The sequence below is a fragment of the Stenotrophomonas sp. HITSZ_GD genome, assembly GCF_029543105.1.
Lineage (GTDB): Bacteria > Pseudomonadota > Gammaproteobacteria > Xanthomonadales > Xanthomonadaceae > Stenotrophomonas_A.
On record NZ_JARQXB010000004.1, the window covers coordinates 125,238 to 142,004 of the forward strand.

The following is a 16,767-nucleotide window of genomic DNA, read 5'->3' on the forward strand; positions in this document are numbered from 1 at the left end:
GCGCTAAGTGGTTGAATCGCCGGGGTTTGCAGTGAAATGAATGCTCCGGCGGTTTCCACTACACTATCCAACGCGGCCATCGCACCCGATGGCGTTTTTTTGAACCACCACTACTCCATCTGGAGCGATATCCAATGAGCACCATCGAAGAACGCGTCAAGAAAATCGTCGTCGAACAGCTTGGCGTCAAGGAAGAGGAAGTCACCAACAGCGCATCGTTCGTCGATGACCTGGGTGCGGACTCGCTGGACACCGTCGAGCTGGTGATGGCGCTCGAAGAAGAGTTCGAGTGCGAGATTCCGGACGAAGAGGCCGAGAAGATCACCTCCGTCCAGCAGGCGATCGACTACGTCAAGGCTCACGTCAAGAGCTGATGCGTCGATCCCGGAACGCGTGCGCGGCGCCGCTGGCACCGCCTGCGTTCCACACGACATGGGGCCGCTCAAGCGGCCCCGTGTTTTAGGGTGCCGCCCAGGCGGGCACCCGGTTTTCCCAGCAGGCGCCGCGCCGTGGCGTGCGCGCCTGTGGCGGCGCGATGTCGCCGCCGTCATCGCCAGCGTCAATCCGCAAGGTATCGGGCAGGAGATCCACAATGAGTCGTCGTGTTGTCGTGACCGGCATGGGCATGGTGTCGCCGCTGGGCAATGACCTGGCCAGCAGCTGGGAGGGGATCATCAATGGTCGCTCCGGCATCGGCCCGATCACCCATATTCCCGCCGAGCAGTTCACCACCCGCATCGCCGGCGAAATCCGCGATTTCGATCCCACGCTCTACGCGTCCGCCAAGGACGTGAAGAAGATGGACACCTTCATCCACTACGGCATCGGCGCCTCCTTCATGGCCTTGGACGATGCCGGGCTGGAAGTCACCGAGGCCAATGCCGAACGCATCGGCGCGATCCTCGGTTCGGGCATCGGTGGCCTGTTCGGCATCGAGGAACAGACGATCAAGTTCCACGAGGGCGGCGCGCGCAAGATCTCGCCGTTCTATGTGCCCAGCACCATCATCAACATGCTTCCCGGCCAGGTCAGCCTGATCAAGGGCATCAAGGGCCCGACGTTCTCGGCGGTCTCGGCCTGCGCCACCTCCAACCATTCCATCGGCACGGCGATGCGCATGATCCAGCACGGCGATGCCGACGTGATGCTGGCCGGCGGCGCCGAGCGCGGCTCCTCGCCGACCTCCATCGGCGGCTTCTGCTCGATGAAGGCCATGTCCACCCGCAACGACGAGCCGGCCAAGGCTTCGCGCCCGTGGGACAAGGACCGCGACGGCTTCGTGCTGGGCGACGGCGCCGGCGTGCTGGTGCTGGAGGAATACGAACACGCCAAGGCCCGCGGCGCGCGCATCTATGCCGAGCTGATCGGCTTCGGCGCCAGCTCCGACGCCTACCACATGACCGCCCCCAGCGAGGACGGCGAGGGCGCGGCGCGCAGCATGCTCAACGCGATCCGCGATTCGAAGATCAATCCGGAAGACGTGGACTACCTCAACGCGCACGGCACCTCGACCCCGCTCGGCGACCTCGCCGAAACGCTGGCGATGAAGCGCGCGCTGGGCGAGCACGCCTACAAGGCGATGGTCAGCTCGACCAAGTCGATGACCGGCCACCTGCTCGGCGCGGCCGGCGGCGTGGAGGCGATCTTCTCGGTGATGGCGATCCACACCGGCATCATCCCGCCGACCATCAACCTGGACGAGCCCGGCGAGGGCTGCGACCTGGACTACGTGCCGAACGTGGCGCGCGAGAAGAAGATCGACGTGGCCATGTCCAACGGCTTCGGCTTTGGCGGCACCAACGGCACCTTGGTGTTCCGCCGCCTGTAACCCCGCGCGCCCTCCGGGGCGCGCCTTCCGCACCCGAGGGTGCGGCCCGATTCCCGGCGGCGCGGCCCTGGCCCGCCGCCCGTCCCGAGCGACCTGACATGCCGACGCTGCCGCTGGCCGCCGAGACCGACCTGCTGGCCCTGCACCGCCTGGCGCCGGCGCGCTATCCCGCCCTGTTCGAATCCACCGCCCACGGCACCGCGCACGGGCGCTGGGACCTGCTGCTGGTCGCCGAAGGCGCACAGTTGCGGCTCGGCGCAGACGGCGTCACCCGCGATGCGGATGGCCACGCGCTGGAAGGCGACTTCCTCGCGCTGCTCGACGTGGCGTGGGCGCGAGCGCGCCTGCCCGCGCGCGTGGACCCGGCGCTGCCGTTCGGCGGCGGCTGGGCGCTGCTGCTGGATTACGAGCTGGCGGCGCAGGTGGAGCCGGTGCTGCACCTGCCCATGCGGACCGACGGCCTGCCGCTGGCCGTGGCGCTGCGCTGCCCGGCGGCGATCCTGCGCGACCGCCGCGATGGCCGCTGCATCGCCGTGGCCGAGCCCGGCCACGAGGCGCTGCTCCACGCGCTGGCGGCGGACCTCGCCGCCGCGGCGGCGCTGCCACCGCTGCCCGCGTGGCAGCCGCCCGCCGCGCTGATCGAAGACGAGCCGGCGCGCTTCACCGCGAACGTCGAGCGCGTGCTCGACTACCTGCGCGCCGGCGATGTGTTCCAGGCCAACATCTCGCGCGCGTGGCAAGCCGGCTTCGACACCGCGCCCACGCCCGCCGCGCTGTTCCAGCGCCTGCGCGAGCACAATCCGGCGCCGTTCGCCGGGTTGTTCGTCGCTGCCGGCCGCGCCGTGGTCAGTTCATCGCCCGAGCGGCTGGTCAGCGTGCAGGGCGAGCGGGTGGAGACCCGACCGATCGCCGGCACCCGCCCGCGCTTCGCCGGCGACGATGACGCCGCGCGCATCCGCGAACTGGTCGGCCACCCGAAGGAGCGCGCCGAGCACGTCATGCTCATCGACCTCGAACGCAACGACCTCGGCCGCGTGTGCCGCGGCGGCACGGTGGAGGTGGACGAACTGATGACGGTGGAGAGCTATGCCCATGTCCACCACATCGTCAGCAACGTGCGCGGCCTGCTGCGCGAGGGCGTCACGCCGGGCGAGGTGATCGCCGCGGTGTTCCCGGGCGGCACCATCACCGGCTGCCCGAAGGTGCGCTGCATGCAGATCATCGCCGAGCTGGAAGGCGAGGCCCGCGGTGCCTACACCGGCGCGTTCGGCTGGCTGGGCAGCGACGGCGACATGGACCTCAATATCCTGATCCGCACCGCCGAGATCCACGGCCACGCGCTGCGGCTGCGCACCGGCGCCGGCATCGTCGTCGACTCGCAGCCCGAGCGCGAGCTCGACGAGACCCGCGCCAAGGCCCGCGGGCTGCTGCGCGCCCTGGGCGCGGCCGCGGCGTCGTGATCGCGGCGTGGTTCGGGAATCGCGCCGCGCACGGTATCCTGCGCGACGCAGAAGAATGACCGAGGTGGCCGTGGCCGGGGCGAAACGTGGATGTCTGAGCGTACTGGCGGTGCTGTTGGCGCTGGCCGTGCTGGCCGTGGGCGCCGCCGCCTGGTTGTGGCAGGACCATGCGCGTTTTGCCGATACCCCGCTGGCCGCCCGCGCGCCGAGCGTGGTGGTGGCGCCGGGCGATTCCGTGCGCGGCGTGCTGCGCAAGCTGCGCGAAGCCGGCGTGGACGCCGGCCATGACGCCAACTGGCTGCTGCTCGCGCGGCAGGTTGGCGCGGCGGGCCACATCAAGGTGGGCGAGTACGCCCTGCAGCCGCCGCTGAGCCCGCGCACGCTGCTGACGCGCATGCGCGATGGCCGCGTCATCCAGTACCGCTTTACCGTGGTGGAAGGCTGGAACATCCGCCAGCTGCGCGCCGCGCTCAAGGCCGCCACGCCGCTGCAGCATGTCACCACCGACCTGGACGACGCCGCGCTGATGGCCCGGCTCGGCTTCCCCGGCCAGCACCCGGAAGGCCGCTTCCTGCCCGAGACCTACCTCTACCAGCGCGGCGACAGCGACCTGGACGTGCTGGCGCGCGCGCACAAGGCCATGGACAGCGCCCTGGCCGAGGCCTGGGCGCGCCGCGCCGATGACCTGCCGCTGCGCAGCGCCGACGAGGCGCTGATCCTGGCCTCGATCATCGAGAAGGAAACCGCCCTGGCCGCCGAGCGGCCGCAGATCGCCGGCGTGTTCGCGCGCCGCCTGAAGCTGGGCATGAAGCTGCAGACTGACCCGACGGTCATCTATGGCCTGGGCAGCAGCTACGACGGCAACATCCGCCGCCGCGACCTGGACACCGACACGCCCTACAACACCTATACCCGCACCGGCCTGACGCCCACGCCGATCGCCATGCCCGGCCGCGCCGCGCTCGATGCCGCCGTGCGGCCGGCGCCGGGCAGCGCGCTGTACTTCGTCGCCGTGGGCGACGGCACCGGCGCGCACGTGTTTTCCGACGACTATGCCGGCCATACCGCGGCCGTCGCGCGCTACCTGCAGCGCCGCCGCGCGTCGCAGGCCGAGCCGCCGGTGACCCCGCCATGAGCCCGGCGCTGCTGCAGCATCCGCGCTTCATCAGCCTGGAGGGCGGCGAGGGCGCGGGCAAGAGCACCGCGATCGGCGCCATTCGCGATTGCCTGCAGGCGCACGGCCACGAGGTCGTGCTCACGCGCGAGCCGGGCGGCACGCCGCTGGCCGAGCGCATCCGCGAGATGGTGCTCAACCACACGCCGGCCTTGCCGGTGAGCGAACCGCTGGCCGCGGAGGCCGAACTGCTGCTGGTGTTCGCCGCGCGCGCGCAGCACGTGCGCGAGGTGATCCGCCCGGCGCTGCAGCGCGGCGCGTTCGTGGTCAGCGACCGCTTCACCGATTCCAGCTACGCCTACCAGGGTGAAGGCCGCGGCCTGGACGCGGCGTGGATCGCCGACCTGGAGCGGCGCGTGGTCGGCCTGCAACCGGGCCTGACCTTGCTGCTGGACCTGGACATCGGCGTCGGCCGCGCGCGCACCGCCGGCCGCGACCTGTGGCCGGACCGCATCGAGCGCGAGCACGACGACTTCTTCGAACGCGTGCGCGCCGGTTTCCGCGCCCGCGCGCAGGCGTGTCCGGAGCGCATCAAGGTGATCGACGCCCAGCAGCCGCCGATGGGCGTGGCCGCGGAAGTCGCGCGCGCCGTGGCGGTGTTCATCGGGGATACCGAGGCATGAGCGGCGAGGCGAGCTTCGGGCCCTGGCAGCAGCGTGCCTACGACCAGACGGTGGCCGCGCTCGATGCCGGCCGCCTGGGGCATGGCCTGCTGATCTGCGGCCCGGCCGGGTTGGGCAAGCACGCGCTGGCGATGCGCCTGGCCACCCATGTGCTGGGGCAGGGGCCGGACGCAGCCGCGCGCGCGCGCAGCGCGCAGCTGATCGCCGCCGGCACGCATCCGGACCTGCATGTCGTCTCGTTCATTCCCAACCGCACCGGCGACAAGCTGCGCACCGAGATCATCATCGAGCAGATCCGCGAGGTCTCGCAGAAGCTGGCGCTCACCCCGCAATACGGCGTGGCGCAGGTGGTGATCATCGACCCGGCCGACGCCATCAACCGCGCCGCCTGCAACGCGCTGCTGAAGACGTTGGAGGAACCGGCGCCCGGCCGCTACCTGTGGCTGCTCAGCGCCGAGCCGGCGCGCCTGCCGGCGACGATCCGCAGCCGCTGCCAGCGCCTGGAGCTGAAGTTGCCGCCGCGGCAGGAAGCGCTGGACTGGCTGCATGCGCAGGGTTTTGCCGCGACCGCCGCGCAGGAAGCGCTCGATGCCGCGCGCGGCCACCCCGGCCTAGCCGCGCAGTGGTTGCGCGACGACGGCCTGGCGCTGCGCCGGCAAGTGGCCGCCGATCTCGAACAACTCGCCGCCGGCCGCGCAGGCGCGGTGGAACTGGCCACGCGCTGGACCGGCGACGAACACGCCGACGCCCGCCTGCGCCATGCCGCCGACCTCGTGCTCGCGCAGGCTTCCGGTGGCTTGACCGAGCCGGCGCGATTGCACAAGCTGGCCGTCTGGTTCGACGCCGCCAATCGCACCCGCGACCTGCTGCGCACCACGGTGCGCGCGGACCTGGCGGTGGCGGAACTGTTGCTTGCCTGGCGCGATGGGGATCGCCCAGTACGTAAAGGGGATACACGATGAGTGCAACGAACGCGCGCCAGGGCATCCTGTCCCTGGCGGTGAAGGACAAAGCGGCGCTGTACAGCGCCTACATGCCATTCGTGAAGAACGGCGGCATCTTCGTCCCGACCCCGAAGCGCTATTTCCTCGGCGACGAGGTCTTCCTGCTGCTGACCCTGCCCGAATCCAGCGAGCGCCTGCCGGTCGCCGGCAAGGTGATCTGGGCCACGCCGGCCGGTGCGCAGGGCAACCGCGCGGCGGGCATCGGCGTGCAGTTGGCCGACGGCCCGGAGGGCGAGGCGGTGCGCAACCGTATCGAGACGCTGCTGGCGGGCCTGCTGAGTTCGGACAAGCCCACGCATACGATGTGATCGAACGCGTCACGATGCCTTGACGCCTTTGCGCGACCGCCTATAATGGGCGGCTCGCGACATCGGGCGGTTAGCTCAGCGGTAGAGCATTGCCTTCACACGGCAAGGGTCGCAGGTTCGATCCCTGCACCGCCCACCATCGTCGCGAAAGAAGAGCCGGCCCGAGGGCCGGCTTTTTCGTGGCCGGCCACCGGGAGGGCGGCAGGCCATGCCATCGTTCGCCCGTGGTTCCACCGCATCCGCGCATCGCGCAAGGACGATCCATGAATCCTGCCACGTTGTTGGGGTTCGCCTTCCCGCCGTTGGCCCTGTTGCTGGGCCTGTTGTTCCTTCGCCTGTTCCATCCGCGCCTGCGCAACATGCCGGTGGGCACCGGCGTGGCCTGCCTGCTGGTCGGCGCGGTGGGCGCATGGGTGGTCATCGGCGATGTTTCCGCCGGCGTGGTGCATTACCGCACGCGCGCGCTGGGCGGCCTGGAGGCCAGCGCGGCGCGCTCGCCGTGGGTGTTCTGGGACGAGATCCTGCTGCTGTACGCGCTGTCGCTCGGCGTGGCCGCATTCGGTATCGCGGTGCTGGGGCGCGGCTGGCGACGCGCGCGCCGGCGGTAAAGCGCGCGCTTCGCGCGCGCGATTGCGCCGCAGTGGGTGCAGCAGCAGCTTCAGCTGCGCGCGTGCACCTTCCGCATCGCGCCCATCCGCTTCCTCATGCCGTTGCCGCCTCCCGCAGGGCTTGCAGTTCCGTCCGCAATGCCGCGCGGTGGGGGATGTCGGGCAACCTGCGCAACAGCCGATCCAGCACATGCAAATCCTGCTCGCGCCCCAGCGCATCGCTGAGCTTGTGCAGCGCCTTCGACTTCGGCGCGCCCGGCGTCTTCGCACCGCCGCCGCGGATCTTCGGCATCGCTTCCACCTGCATGCGCAACCGCCGCACCTTGCGTCGCCAGCGATGCAGGTGCTCCGCATCCGGATGCTTGCCCGCGCGCCGCGCCGCGCGCTCCACGCGCTGGCGCTGGCGCTGCAATCCCTCTCGTATCTGCTTGCCTGTCAGCTCCGCCCACGGCAGTTGATCGAGATAGTGCTGCGCGCCTTCCACCGTCGCCGCACGGCGCATGAAGCCGGGGTCCTGCTGCAGTTCCTGTGCCACCAGCACGGCCGAGCGTTCGCGCAATGCCTCCACCACCGGCCGCCAGGGCTTGGGTGAGGTTTGCTTGCCCACTTCGCGCGCCGTCTCGAGGGCGGCATGCGCATCGCGCAGCCGCGACAGGCCATCGCCCACGCGCTGCAGGATGCGGTCCGCCGGCCCCACGTCGAACGGTGCCTCGCCATCCTCCGCCAGCGCGAGCAACGCCCGCGCGCGGCGGATCGCTTTGCGCGCCTCATGCACGCGCGTGTGCAGCGCCTTCTTGCCGAGCAGCGCGCGCACGATGGCGCGGCATTCGGCATGGACCAGCGCGCCTAGGGCCTGACCGGACGAATGCCTGGGCATCGGGATCGCGCGCCTGGGGAGGGAAGGCCGATCCTACTCCGGCCGGGTGAACGCGGCGGGCGGCGGGCTCAGCGTGCGCCGGCCGGCGGATACGCGGCGCCACAGCGGCGGCAGGTCGCCGGTGGTGGGCCGTGCATCGGGAAATGGTCGCCGCCGCAGGCCGCGCAAAAGCGCGTCATCGCGATGCTGCGGCGCGTGCCGATCACCGCCACCCCCGCGGCCAGCGCGACCAGATAGTCCGGCGCGCCCGCCAGCCACACCACGGCCAGAAACGCCGCATTGCCGGCGACGACCAGCACCTTCCACAGCGTGCGCTTGTGCCGCGGGCTGCGGCTGCGCCGGAAGAACACGAACGCGCCCAGCCCGCACAGGGCCCAGGTGGCGAATACCCACGGCAGCAAGGTGTCCAGCGGAAGGGCGGGCGAGGCAAACATGGGCAGGCGCAGGGCAACGAACGGCGCAGCTTAAGCGGCGCCCCGGAAGCCAGCAAACCTCAGCCCGCGCCGTCCTCCGCGCCACCCGGCGGCAGCCCGGTATAGCGCGCGCGCGGCCGGATCAGCGTGCCCAGGGCCTGCTGCTCCTGCGCGTGCGCCAGCCAGCCGGCCAGGCGGCCGGCGGCGAACAGCACCAGTGCCGGCGCGGCAGGCAGGTCATGCACGAAACACAGGGCGGCGAGCAGGCCGTCGATGTTCGGATGCTGGCCGCTGGCTTCCTCCGCGGCGGCGATCACCGTTTCGACATGCGCCATCGCCGGCGCATCGCCGCGCCGTTCGCGCAGCATGCGCAGCACTTCGGCGCCGCGCGGGTCGCCCTGCGGATACAGCACGTGGCCGAAGCCGGGCAGGTCTTCGCCGCGCTGCCAGCGGTCGGCAATGAAGCCGGCCGGGTCCCCGCTGTCCAATGCGTCGCGCAGCAAGGCATAGGCGCGCATCGTCGCGCCGCCATGGCGCGGCCCGGACAACGCCGAGAGGCCCGCGCAGACCGTGGCGTGCAGGTGCGCGCCGGTGGAAGCCACCACGCGCGCGGCGAACGCGGAGACGTTGAGTTCATGGTCGGCGCACAGCACCAGCGCGGCGCGGACCAGGTCGGCGAACGCCGCATCGCCCGGGCACCACGTATCGGCCAGCAGCTCGTGCACGGGGCGCGCGTCCGGTGCGCGCGCCACCAGCAGCGCGGCGTTGTGGCGCAGCAACGTGGCGGCGATCTCGCGGCGCACCGGCAGCGCCGGGTTGAACGCCTGGCGCACTTCCAGCGCGAGCAGCGGAATGCACGCCAGCGCGCGCTCGATGGGCGGCAGCGCGGCATCCGTCGCGGTGCTTTCCACGCGCGCGGGCCACGCGGTGGCGAACGGCGCGGCGAACGGGTCCTGCTCGCCGCAGTCCCACAGCAGCCGCGCGATGTCCTCCAGCGTGGCGCCGGCGCGTACCGCCGCCACCGCCGACTGCCCGCGGTAGTAGGGCGAGTCGGGCCGGATCAGCGAGATGCGCGTTTCCAGCACCGGCAGGCCGCGGTCCAGGCTTTGCGCCGCCCCGCGCGCCGCGCCGCGGCCGGCCCGCTTGCGCTGGGCCAGCCGCTCGACCTCCGCGCGCAGGTACACGCGGCTGCGGTGGTCCGGCCCCGGGCGCGAACTCAGCAGCCCGCGGCTCACGTAGGCGTAGAGCGTGGCGGTGCTGATGCCGAGCAGGCGGCAGGCCTCGGCGGCGGTGACCAGTTCGTTCTCGTTGGCAGGCATGGGCGACAGGTTGATTTATTGAATCAAGATTGATCAACCGGACCGATGGTGCCAGATTGCACGCCATCGCGAAACGGTCCCGCCCGGGGCCGCCGCCCGTCACCAGGAGTTCCTCCATGAGCGTTTCTTCCGCCGGCGCCCGCTTCCGCGCCGCCCTGGCCGCCGAGTCCCCGCTGCAGGTCATCGGCGCCCTCAACGCCAACCACGCGCTGCTGGCCCAGCGCGCCGGCTACCGGGCGATCTACCTCTCCGGCGGCGGCGTCGCGGCCGGTTCGCTGGGCCTGCCGGACCTGGGCATCAACACGCTGGAAGACGTGCTCATCGACGTGCGCCGCATCACCGACGTATGCGACCTGCCGCTGCTGGTGGATATCGACACGGGCTTTGGCCCCAGCGCGTTCAACATCGAGCGCACCATCAAGTCGCTGATCAAGGCCGGCGCGGCCGCCTGCCACATCGAGGACCAGGTCGGCGCCAAGCGCTGCGGCCATCGCCCCGGCAAGGAAATTGTCTCCAAGGACGAGATGGTCGACCGGGTGAAGGCCGCCGCCGACGCCAAGACCGATGCGGATTTCTTCCTGATCGCGCGCACCGACGCCATCCAGGTGGACGGCGTGGACGCGGCCATCGAGCGCGCCATCGCCTGCGTGGAAGCCGGCGCCGATGGCATCTTCGCCGAGGCCGCCTACGACCTGGAGACCTACCGCAAGTTCGTGGACGCGGTGAAGGTGCCGGTGCTGGCCAACATCACCGAGTTCGGCAAAACCCCGCTTTTCAGCCGCGATGAACTGGCCTCGGCCGGCGTGGCGATCCAGCTGTTCCCGCTGTCCGCGTTCCGCGCCGCCAACAAGGCCGCCGAGAACGTCTATGCCGCCATCCGCCGCGACGGCCACCAGCGCAACGTGGTCGACACCATGCAGACGCGCGAGGAGCTGTACGAGCGCATCGGCTACCACGCTTTCGAGCAGCGCCTGGACGCGCTGTTCAGCGGCAAGGCCGGCTGAGCGCCGCGCCCGCCGTTTCCCTCATTCCGCAAGCACGCATTCCCGGGAGTACCGACATGTCCGAGCAAGCCACCCCCACCCCCGGCTTCAAGCCGAAGAAGTCCGTCGCCCTGTCCGGCACCGCCGCCGGCAACACCGCGCTGTGCACCGTCGGCCGCAGCGGCAACGACCTGCATTACCGCGGCTACGACATCCTGGACCTGGCCAACACCAGCGAATTCGAGGAAATCGCCTACCTGCTGGTGCACGGCAAGCTGCCCAACCGCGCCGAGCTGGCTTTCTACAAGCGCAAGCTCAAGGCGCTGCGCGGCATTCCCGCCGCGGTGCAGGACGCGCTGGAAACGCTGCCGCCCTCGGCCCACCCGATGGACGTGATGCGCACCGGCGTGTCCGTGCTCGGCTGCGTGCAGCCGGAGAAGGACGACCACAACCACCCCGGCGCGCGCGACATCGCCGACAAGCTGATGGCCTGCCTGGGCTCGATGCTGCTGTACTGGTACCACTTCAGCCACAACGGCGTGCGCATCGACGTGGAGACCGACGATGACTCCATCGGCGGCCACTTCCTGCACCTGCTGCATGGCGAGAAGCCACGCGATTCGTGGGTGCAGGCGATGCACACCAGCCTGATCCTCTACGCCGAGCACGAGTTCAACGCCTCCACCTTCACCTGCCGCGTCATCGCCGGTACGGGCAGCGACATGTACAGCTGCATCGCCGGCGGCATCGGCGCGCTGCGCGGGCCCAAGCACGGTGGTGCCAATGAAGTGGCCTTCGAAGTGCAGAAGCGCTACGAAACCCCGGACGAGGCCGAGGAAGACATCAAGGCGCGCGTCGAACGCAAGGAAGTGGTGATCGGCTTCGGCCATCCGGTGTATACCGTGTCCGATCCGCGCAACAAGGTGATCAAGGACGTGGCGCGCCAGCTTTCCGAGGAGGAGCGGCACACCAAGATGTACGACATCGCCGAGCGCCTGGAAACGGTGATGTGGGACATCAAGAAGATGTTCCCCAACCTGGACTGGTTCAGCGCGGTGAGCTACCACATGATGGGCGTGCCGACGGCGATGTTCACCCCGCTGTTCGTCATCGCGCGCACCGCCGGCTGGAGCGCGCACGTCATCGAGCAGCGCATCGACGGCAAGATCATCCGCCCCTCGGCGAACTACACCGGGCCGGAAGACCGCGAGTTCGTGCCGCTGGACCAGCGCGCCTGATCCGCCGGCGGCGGCCGCGTGCCGCCGCCGTTCCACCGCAGCACGCCGTTTCCCGCCACGCATCGCGCAGCCGACCATGAACACCCATCACCGCAAACCGCTCCCCGGCACCGCGCTGGATTACTTCGACGCCCGCGCGGCGGTGGACGCCATCGCGCCCGGCGCCTACGCCGGCCTGCCGTACACCTCGCGCGTGCTCGCCGAGAACCTGGTGCGCCGCTGCGACCCGGCCACGCTGGACGCTTCGCTGCGCCAGTTGATCGAGCGACGCCGCGAGCTGGATTTCCCGTGGTTTCCCGCGCGCGTGGTGTGCCACGACATCCTTGGCCAGACCGCGCTGGTGGACCTGGCCGGCCTGCGCGACGCCATTGCCGATGCCGGCGGCGACCCGGCCAAGGTCAACCCGGTGGTGCCGGTGCAGTTGATCGTGGACCACTCGCTGGCGGTGGAATGCGGCGGCTACCTGCCCGATGCGTTCGCGAAGAACCGCGCCATCGAGGACCGCCGCAACGAGGACCGCTTCCACTTCATCGACTGGACCAAGCTGGCGTTCGAGAACGTGGACGTGATTCCGCCGGGCAACGGGATCATGCACCAGATCAACCTGGAGAAGATGTCGCCGGTGATCTACCAGCAGGACGGCGTCGCCTTCCCGGATACCTGCGTGGGTACCGACAGCCACACCCCGCACGTGGATGCGCTGGGCGTGATCGCCATTGGCGTCGGCGGGCTGGAAGCGGAGAACGTGATGCTGGGGCGTGCCTCGTGGATGCGCCTGCCGGATATCGTCGGCGTGGAATTGAGCGGGCGCCCGCAGCCGGGCATCACCTGCACCGACATCGTGCTGGCGCTGACCGAATTCCTGCGCAAGCAGAAGGTCGTCGGCGCGTACCTGGAATTCTTCGGCGAAGGCGCCGCGGCGCTGACCATCGGCGACCGCGCCACCATCTCCAACATGTGCCCGGAATACGGCGCTACCGCGGCGATGTTCTTCATCGACGGGCAGACGCTGGACTACCTGCGCCTGACCGGCCGCGAGGAAGCGCAGGTGCAGTTGGTGGAGACCTACGCCAGGACCGCCGGCCTGTGGGCCGACGACCTGAAGACCGCGCAGTACGAACGCACGCTGCAATTCGACCTGTCCAGCGTGGTGCGCAACATGGCCGGCCCGTCGAACCCGCATGCGCGCGTGGCGACGACCGACCTGGCCCAGCGCGGCATCGCCACCGGCCTGGAACAGGCGCGTGCGCAGGAAGCGCAGGGGTTGATGCCCGATGGCGCGGTGATCATCGCCGCCATCACCAGCTGCACCAACACCTCCAACCCGCGCAACGTCATCGCCGCCGGCCTGCTGGCGCGCAACGCGAATCGCCTCGGCCTGCATCGCAAGCCGTGGGTGAAGACCTCGCTGGCGCCGGGTTCGCGCGCTGTCGCGCTGTACCTGGAAGAGGCCGGGCTCACGCACGAGCTGGAACAACTCGGCTTCGGCGTGGTCGCCTTTGCCTGCACCACCTGCAACGGCATGTCCGGCGCGCTGGAGCCGGCGATCCAGCAGGAGATCATCGAGCGCGACCTGTACGCGACCGCGGTGCTTTCCGGCAACCGCAATTTCGACGGCCGCATCCATCCCTATGCAAAGCAGGCCTTCCTGGCCTCGCCGCCGCTGGTGGTGGCCTATGCCATCGCCGGCACTATCCGCTTCGACATCGAGAAGGACGTGCTGGCCGTGGTGGACGGCAAGGAAATCCGCCTGAAGGACCTGTGGCCGAGCGACGAGGAGATCGACGCGGTGGTGCGCGCGGCGGTGAAGCCGGAACAGTTCCGCCAGGTGTACACGCCGATGTTCGCCCGCCACGGCGGCCAGGCCGCGCGCGTGGCCCCGCTGTACGACTGGCGCCCGCAGAGCACCTATATCCGCCGCCCGCCGTACTGGGAGGGCGCGCTGGCCGGTGCGCGCACGCTGAAGGGCATGCGCCCGCTGGCGCTGCTGGGCGACAACATCACCACCGACCACCTCTCGCCCTCCAACGCGATCATGGCCAACAGCGCGGCGGGCGAGTACCTCGCGCAGATGGGCGTGCCGGAGGAAGACTTCAATTCCTACGCCACGCACCGCGGCGACCACCTCACCGCGCAGCGCGCCACCTTCGCCAACCCGAAGCTGTTCAACGAGATGGTGCGCACGCCCGATGGCGAGGTGAAGCAGGGCTCGCTGGCGCGCGTGGAGCCGGAAGGGCGGGTGATGCGCATGTGGGAGGCCATCGAGACCTACATGGCGCGCAAGCAGTCGCTGATCATCATCGCCGGTGCCGACTACGGGCAGGGCTCCTCGCGCGACTGGGCCGCCAAGGGCGTGCGCCTGGCCGGCGTGGAGGCGATCGTGGCCGAGGGCTTCGAGCGCATCCACCGCACCAACCTGATCGGCATGGGCGTGCTGCCGCTGGAGTTCACCCCTGGCACGAACCGCCACACGCTGGGGCTGGACGGTACGGAAACCTTCGACGTGATCGGCCTGCGCCGCCCGCGCGCCGAGCTGACCCTGGTGGTCCACCGCCGCGACGGCAGCGTGGTTGAGGTGCCGGTGGTCTGCCGCCTGGACAGCGACGAGGAAGTCTCGATCTACGAAGCGGGCGGCGTGCTGCAGCGCTTCGCGCAGGATTTCCTCGACGCGTCGAAAGCGGCCTGATTCGTTCGTCGGTGTCATGAGGCGCGCGATCCCGCGCGCGCCGCTTCCCCTGACCAGGAGATCGACCATGAACCAGCACACCCCCGGCACCGTCCGCCTGCACCGCGTGTTGCGCGCGCCCGCCGAACGCATCTACCGCGCCTTCCTCGATGCGGACGCGATGGTCAAGTGGCTGCCCCCGCACGGCTTCACCGGCAAGGTGCACGAGATCGACGCGCGCGTGGGCGGCAAGTACCGCATGTCCTTCACCAACCTGGGAACCGGATCGAGCCATGCGTTTGGCGGCACGTACCTGGAACTGGTGCCGGCCGAGCTGATCCGCCATACCGACGTGTTCGAAGACCCGAACATGCCCGGTGAAATGATCACCACCGTGAAGCTGCGCACCGTCGTCTGCGGCACCGAGCTGGAGATCGTGCAGGAAGGCGTCCCGGCGCAGATCCCGGTCGAGTTCTGCTACCTCGGCTGGCAGGAGTCGCTGGCGCTGCTGGCGCAGCTGGTCGAGCCCGAAATTCCCGACAACCCCTGAGCCCCCGACAGGAACTTCCATGCCTTCCGTCCCGCAGATCCGCATCCCCGCCACCTACCTGCGCGGTGGCACCAGCAAGGGCGTGTTCTTCCGCCTGGAAGACCTGCCCGAACGCGCCCGCGTGCCCGGCCAGGCGCGCGATGCGCTGCTGCAGCGGGTGATCGGCAGCCCCGATCCGTACGCCAAGCAGATCGACGGCATGGGCGGGGCGACCTCGAGCACCAGCAAGGCGGTGATCGTCTCGCGCAGCGAACGCGCCGGGCACGACGTGGATTACCTGTTCGGCCAGGTCGCCATCGACAGCGATTTCGTCGACTGGAGCGGCAACTGCGGCAACCTGTCGGCGGCCGTGGGGCCGTTCGCGATCGCCGCCGGCCTGGTGGACGCGGCCAAGGTGCCGCGCGACGGTATCGCCGTCGTGCGCATCTGGCAGGCCAACATCGGCAAGACCATCGTCGCGCACGTGCCGATGACTGACGGGCAGGTGCAGGAAACCGGCGATTTCGAGCTGGACGGGGTGACCTTCCCGGCGGCCGAGGTGCAGTTGGAATTCCTCGACCCGGCCGACGACGGCGAGGAGGGCGGGGCGATGTTCCCGACCGGCCAGGTGGTCGACACGCTCGACGTGCCTGGCGTGGGCAGTTTCCAGGCCACGCTGATCAACGCCGGCATCCCGACAATCTTCCTGGACGCCGCCGCGCTGGGCTATACCGGCAGCGAGTTGCAGGAGGCGATCAATGGCGATGCCGCCGCGCTGGCGCGCCTGGAGACCCTCCGCGCGCATGGCGCGGTGAAGATGGGGCTGATCGCCGCGCCAGAGGAAGCGGCCAAGCGCCAGCACACGCCCAAGCTCGCCTTCGTCGCGCCGCCGGCCGCGTACATCGCCTCCAGCGGCAAGCAGGTCACCGCCGAGGACATCGACCTGCGCGTGCGCGCGATGTCGATGGGCAAATTGCACCACGCGATGATGGGCACGGCGGCGGTGGCGATCGGTACCGCCGCGGCGATTCCCGGCACGCTGGTGAATCGCGCGGCCGGCGGCGGCGCTCGCGGCGCGGTGCGTTTCGGGCATCCCTCCGGCACGCTGCGCGTCGGTGCCGAAGCGGCGCAGGTGGATGGCCAGTGGGTGGTCACCAAGGCGGTGATGAGCCGCAGCGCGCGCGTGCTGATGGAAGGCTGGGTACGGGTGCCGGGCGACAGCTTCTGAGCGAGGGCCCAGTGCTAAGGTGAGGACTTTCGCGCGGCTTCTCCCGGGATGTCATTGAAAAGAGCCCTCGTCCTCGGCGCCTTGCTGGCATGGGCGCCGCTCGCGCTGGCGCTGCTGGTCTCCGGCAGCGAATGGCTCGGCCGGGACCTGCCCGGCGGGCTGCCGCTGGGCAACGTGTTGAGCGCCTCGATCCTGTGTGCCCCCGCGCTGGCGGGCTGGCTGGCATCCAGGCCGCGCACCCGGCAACGCCTGTGGGCGGCGATGACGCTGGTGGCCGCGCTGGCCTGGCTGCCGGTCTCGATATGGCTGGCGGGGAACGCGGCGCTGAATTTCCACGGCCAACGCGGCGCGGTGTGGCTGGGCTTCAGCGCGGTGGTGGTGATCGCGCTGGGCGTGTCGCTGGCCTGGGCGCTGGTGGCGGCGCTGCGGCGACGGGGCTGAGCCACTCCCGCAAGGACGCGGCGTGTGCTGTCTGCAGGAGCGGTCCGGCCGCCACCACGCGATACCGGC

General features: G+C 70.4%; 17 protein-coding genes and 1 tRNA gene. 15 read left to right on the top strand and 3 right to left on the bottom strand.

Annotated features, from left to right (window positions below; all coding sequences use genetic code 11):
• Positions 1–134 precede the first annotated feature (134 nt).
• The 9 genes from acpP (at position 135) to P6166_RS05890 (ending at position 7,005) form a co-directional block, all read left to right on the top strand.
• Entirely contained in the window at positions 135–374 is a 240-nt protein-coding gene (gene acpP / locus P6166_RS05850) for an acyl carrier protein (protein ID WP_046981398.1), read from the top strand.
• Positions 375–592: 218 nt separating this feature from the next.
• A complete protein-coding gene (gene fabF / locus P6166_RS05855; RefSeq protein WP_277763548.1) occupies positions 593–1,828 on the top strand; it encodes a beta-ketoacyl-ACP synthase II in 1,236 nt (411 codons plus the stop codon).
• A gap of 98 nt (positions 1,829–1,926) precedes the next feature.
• A complete protein-coding gene (locus P6166_RS05860) occupies positions 1,927–3,288 on the top strand; it encodes an aminodeoxychorismate synthase component I (protein ID WP_277763549.1) in 1,362 nt (453 codons plus the stop codon).
• Between the two features lie 55 nt (positions 3,289–3,343).
• Complete coding sequence (mltG, locus tag P6166_RS05865) at positions 3,344–4,423, top strand: endolytic transglycosylase MltG (protein WP_277763550.1); 1,080 nt, start codon at positions 3,344–3,346, stop codon at positions 4,421–4,423.
• Positions 4,420–5,085 carry a dTMP kinase gene (gene tmk / locus P6166_RS05870; protein WP_277763551.1) on the top strand — a complete coding sequence of 222 codons (666 nt, stop codon included), beginning with the start codon at positions 4,420–4,422 and terminating at the stop codon, positions 5,083–5,085. The genes mltG and tmk overlap by 4 nt, the downstream gene beginning before the upstream one ends.
• Entirely contained in the window at positions 5,082–6,047 is a 966-nt protein-coding gene (locus P6166_RS05875) for a DNA polymerase III subunit delta' (protein ID WP_277763552.1), read from the top strand. Before tmk ends, P6166_RS05875 begins: the two co-directional genes overlap by 4 nt.
• Positions 6,044–6,397 (top strand): PilZ domain-containing protein, encoded by a 354-nt coding sequence (locus P6166_RS05880; protein ID WP_057642661.1) that lies wholly within the window; start codon positions 6,044–6,046, stop codon positions 6,395–6,397. Before P6166_RS05875 ends, P6166_RS05880 begins: the two co-directional genes overlap by 4 nt.
• A gap of 64 nt (positions 6,398–6,461) precedes the next feature.
• A tRNA-Val gene (locus P6166_RS05885) sits at positions 6,462–6,536 on the top strand.
• Between the two features lie 124 nt (positions 6,537–6,660).
• On the top strand, positions 6,661–7,005 hold the full coding sequence (locus P6166_RS05890) for a hypothetical protein (protein ID WP_277763553.1): 345 nt from the start codon (positions 6,661–6,663) through the stop codon (positions 7,003–7,005).
• Positions 7,006–7,099: 94 nt separating this feature from the next.
• On the opposite strand, the gene P6166_RS05895 is transcribed toward P6166_RS05890, so the two are convergent.
• From P6166_RS05895 to P6166_RS05905, 3 genes are all read right to left on the bottom strand, one after another.
• Positions 7,100–7,819 carry a CHAD domain-containing protein gene (locus P6166_RS05895; protein ID WP_277763554.1) on the bottom strand — a complete coding sequence of 240 codons (720 nt, stop codon included), beginning with the start codon at positions 7,817–7,819 and terminating at the stop codon, positions 7,100–7,102.
• Positions 7,820–7,950: 131 nt separating this feature from the next.
• A complete protein-coding gene (locus P6166_RS05900) occupies positions 7,951–8,316 on the bottom strand; it encodes a hypothetical protein (RefSeq protein ID WP_277763555.1) in 366 nt (121 codons plus the stop codon).
• A gap of 59 nt (positions 8,317–8,375) precedes the next feature.
• Positions 8,376–9,614 (bottom strand): citrate synthase family protein, encoded by a 1,239-nt coding sequence (locus P6166_RS05905; RefSeq protein ID WP_277763556.1) that lies wholly within the window; start codon positions 9,612–9,614, stop codon positions 8,376–8,378.
• 116 nt (positions 9,615–9,730) lie between these two features.
• Here P6166_RS05905 and prpB point away from each other — a divergent pair, with 116 nt between their 5' ends.
• From prpB to P6166_RS05935, 6 genes are all read left to right on the top strand, one after another.
• Positions 9,731–10,618, top strand: a complete 888-nt coding sequence (prpB, locus tag P6166_RS05910; protein ID WP_277763557.1) for a methylisocitrate lyase — start codon at positions 9,731–9,733, stop codon at positions 10,616–10,618.
• Between the two features lie 56 nt (positions 10,619–10,674).
• Positions 10,675–11,835 carry a 2-methylcitrate synthase gene (gene prpC, locus P6166_RS05915; RefSeq protein ID WP_277763558.1) on the top strand — a complete coding sequence of 387 codons (1,161 nt, stop codon included), beginning with the start codon at positions 10,675–10,677 and terminating at the stop codon, positions 11,833–11,835.
• Between the two features lie 76 nt (positions 11,836–11,911).
• Positions 11,912–14,521, top strand: coding sequence for a Fe/S-dependent 2-methylisocitrate dehydratase AcnD (gene acnD, locus P6166_RS05920; RefSeq protein ID WP_277763559.1), 2,610 nt, complete (start codon positions 11,912–11,914; stop codon positions 14,519–14,521).
• A gap of 67 nt (positions 14,522–14,588) precedes the next feature.
• On the top strand, positions 14,589–15,050 hold the full coding sequence (locus P6166_RS05925; RefSeq protein WP_277763560.1) for an SRPBCC family protein: 462 nt from the start codon (positions 14,589–14,591) through the stop codon (positions 15,048–15,050).
• Positions 15,051–15,069: 19 nt separating this feature from the next.
• Entirely contained in the window at positions 15,070–16,257 is a 1,188-nt protein-coding gene (prpF, locus tag P6166_RS05930) for a 2-methylaconitate cis-trans isomerase PrpF (RefSeq protein ID WP_277763561.1), read from the top strand.
• Positions 16,258–16,311: 54 nt separating this feature from the next.
• Positions 16,312–16,698 carry a hypothetical protein gene (locus tag P6166_RS05935; protein WP_277763562.1) on the top strand — a complete coding sequence of 129 codons (387 nt, stop codon included), beginning with the start codon at positions 16,312–16,314 and terminating at the stop codon, positions 16,696–16,698.
• Positions 16,699–16,767: the final 69 nt, after the last annotated feature.

Excerpts from the sequence above, each read along its gene's own strand:
- acpP (WP_046981398.1), top strand. The coding sequence starts at position 135 with ATGAGCACCATCGAAGAACGCGTCAAGAAAATCGTCGTCGAACAGCTT.
- P6166_RS05890 (WP_277763553.1), top strand. The coding sequence starts at position 6,661 with ATGAATCCTGCCACGTTGTTGGGGTTCGCCTTCCCGCCGTTGGCCCTG.
- prpF (WP_277763561.1), top strand. The coding sequence starts at position 15,070 with ATGCCTTCCGTCCCGCAGATCCGCATCCCCGCCACCTACCTGCGCGGT.
- P6166_RS05905 (WP_277763556.1), bottom strand. The coding sequence starts at position 9,614 with ATGCCTGCCAACGAGAACGAACTGGTCACCGCCGCCGAGGCCTGCCGC.
- acnD (WP_277763559.1), top strand. The coding sequence starts at position 11,912 with ATGAACACCCATCACCGCAAACCGCTCCCCGGCACCGCGCTGGATTAC.
- fabF (WP_277763548.1), top strand. The coding sequence starts at position 593 with ATGAGTCGTCGTGTTGTCGTGACCGGCATGGGCATGGTGTCGCCGCTG.
- prpC (WP_277763558.1), top strand. The coding sequence starts at position 10,675 with ATGTCCGAGCAAGCCACCCCCACCCCCGGCTTCAAGCCGAAGAAGTCC.
- P6166_RS05860 (WP_277763549.1), top strand. The coding sequence starts at position 1,927 with ATGCCGACGCTGCCGCTGGCCGCCGAGACCGACCTGCTGGCCCTGCAC.
- P6166_RS05880 (WP_057642661.1), top strand. The coding sequence starts at position 6,044 with ATGAGTGCAACGAACGCGCGCCAGGGCATCCTGTCCCTGGCGGTGAAG.
- P6166_RS05900 (WP_277763555.1), bottom strand. The coding sequence starts at position 8,316 with ATGTTTGCCTCGCCCGCCCTTCCGCTGGACACCTTGCTGCCGTGGGTA.
- P6166_RS05925 (WP_277763560.1), top strand. The coding sequence starts at position 14,589 with ATGAACCAGCACACCCCCGGCACCGTCCGCCTGCACCGCGTGTTGCGC.
- P6166_RS05875 (WP_277763552.1), top strand. The coding sequence starts at position 5,082 with ATGAGCGGCGAGGCGAGCTTCGGGCCCTGGCAGCAGCGTGCCTACGAC.
- prpB (WP_277763557.1), top strand. The coding sequence starts at position 9,731 with ATGAGCGTTTCTTCCGCCGGCGCCCGCTTCCGCGCCGCCCTGGCCGCC.
- mltG (WP_277763550.1), top strand. The coding sequence starts at position 3,344 with ATGACCGAGGTGGCCGTGGCCGGGGCGAAACGTGGATGTCTGAGCGTA.
- tmk (WP_277763551.1), top strand. The coding sequence starts at position 4,420 with ATGAGCCCGGCGCTGCTGCAGCATCCGCGCTTCATCAGCCTGGAGGGC.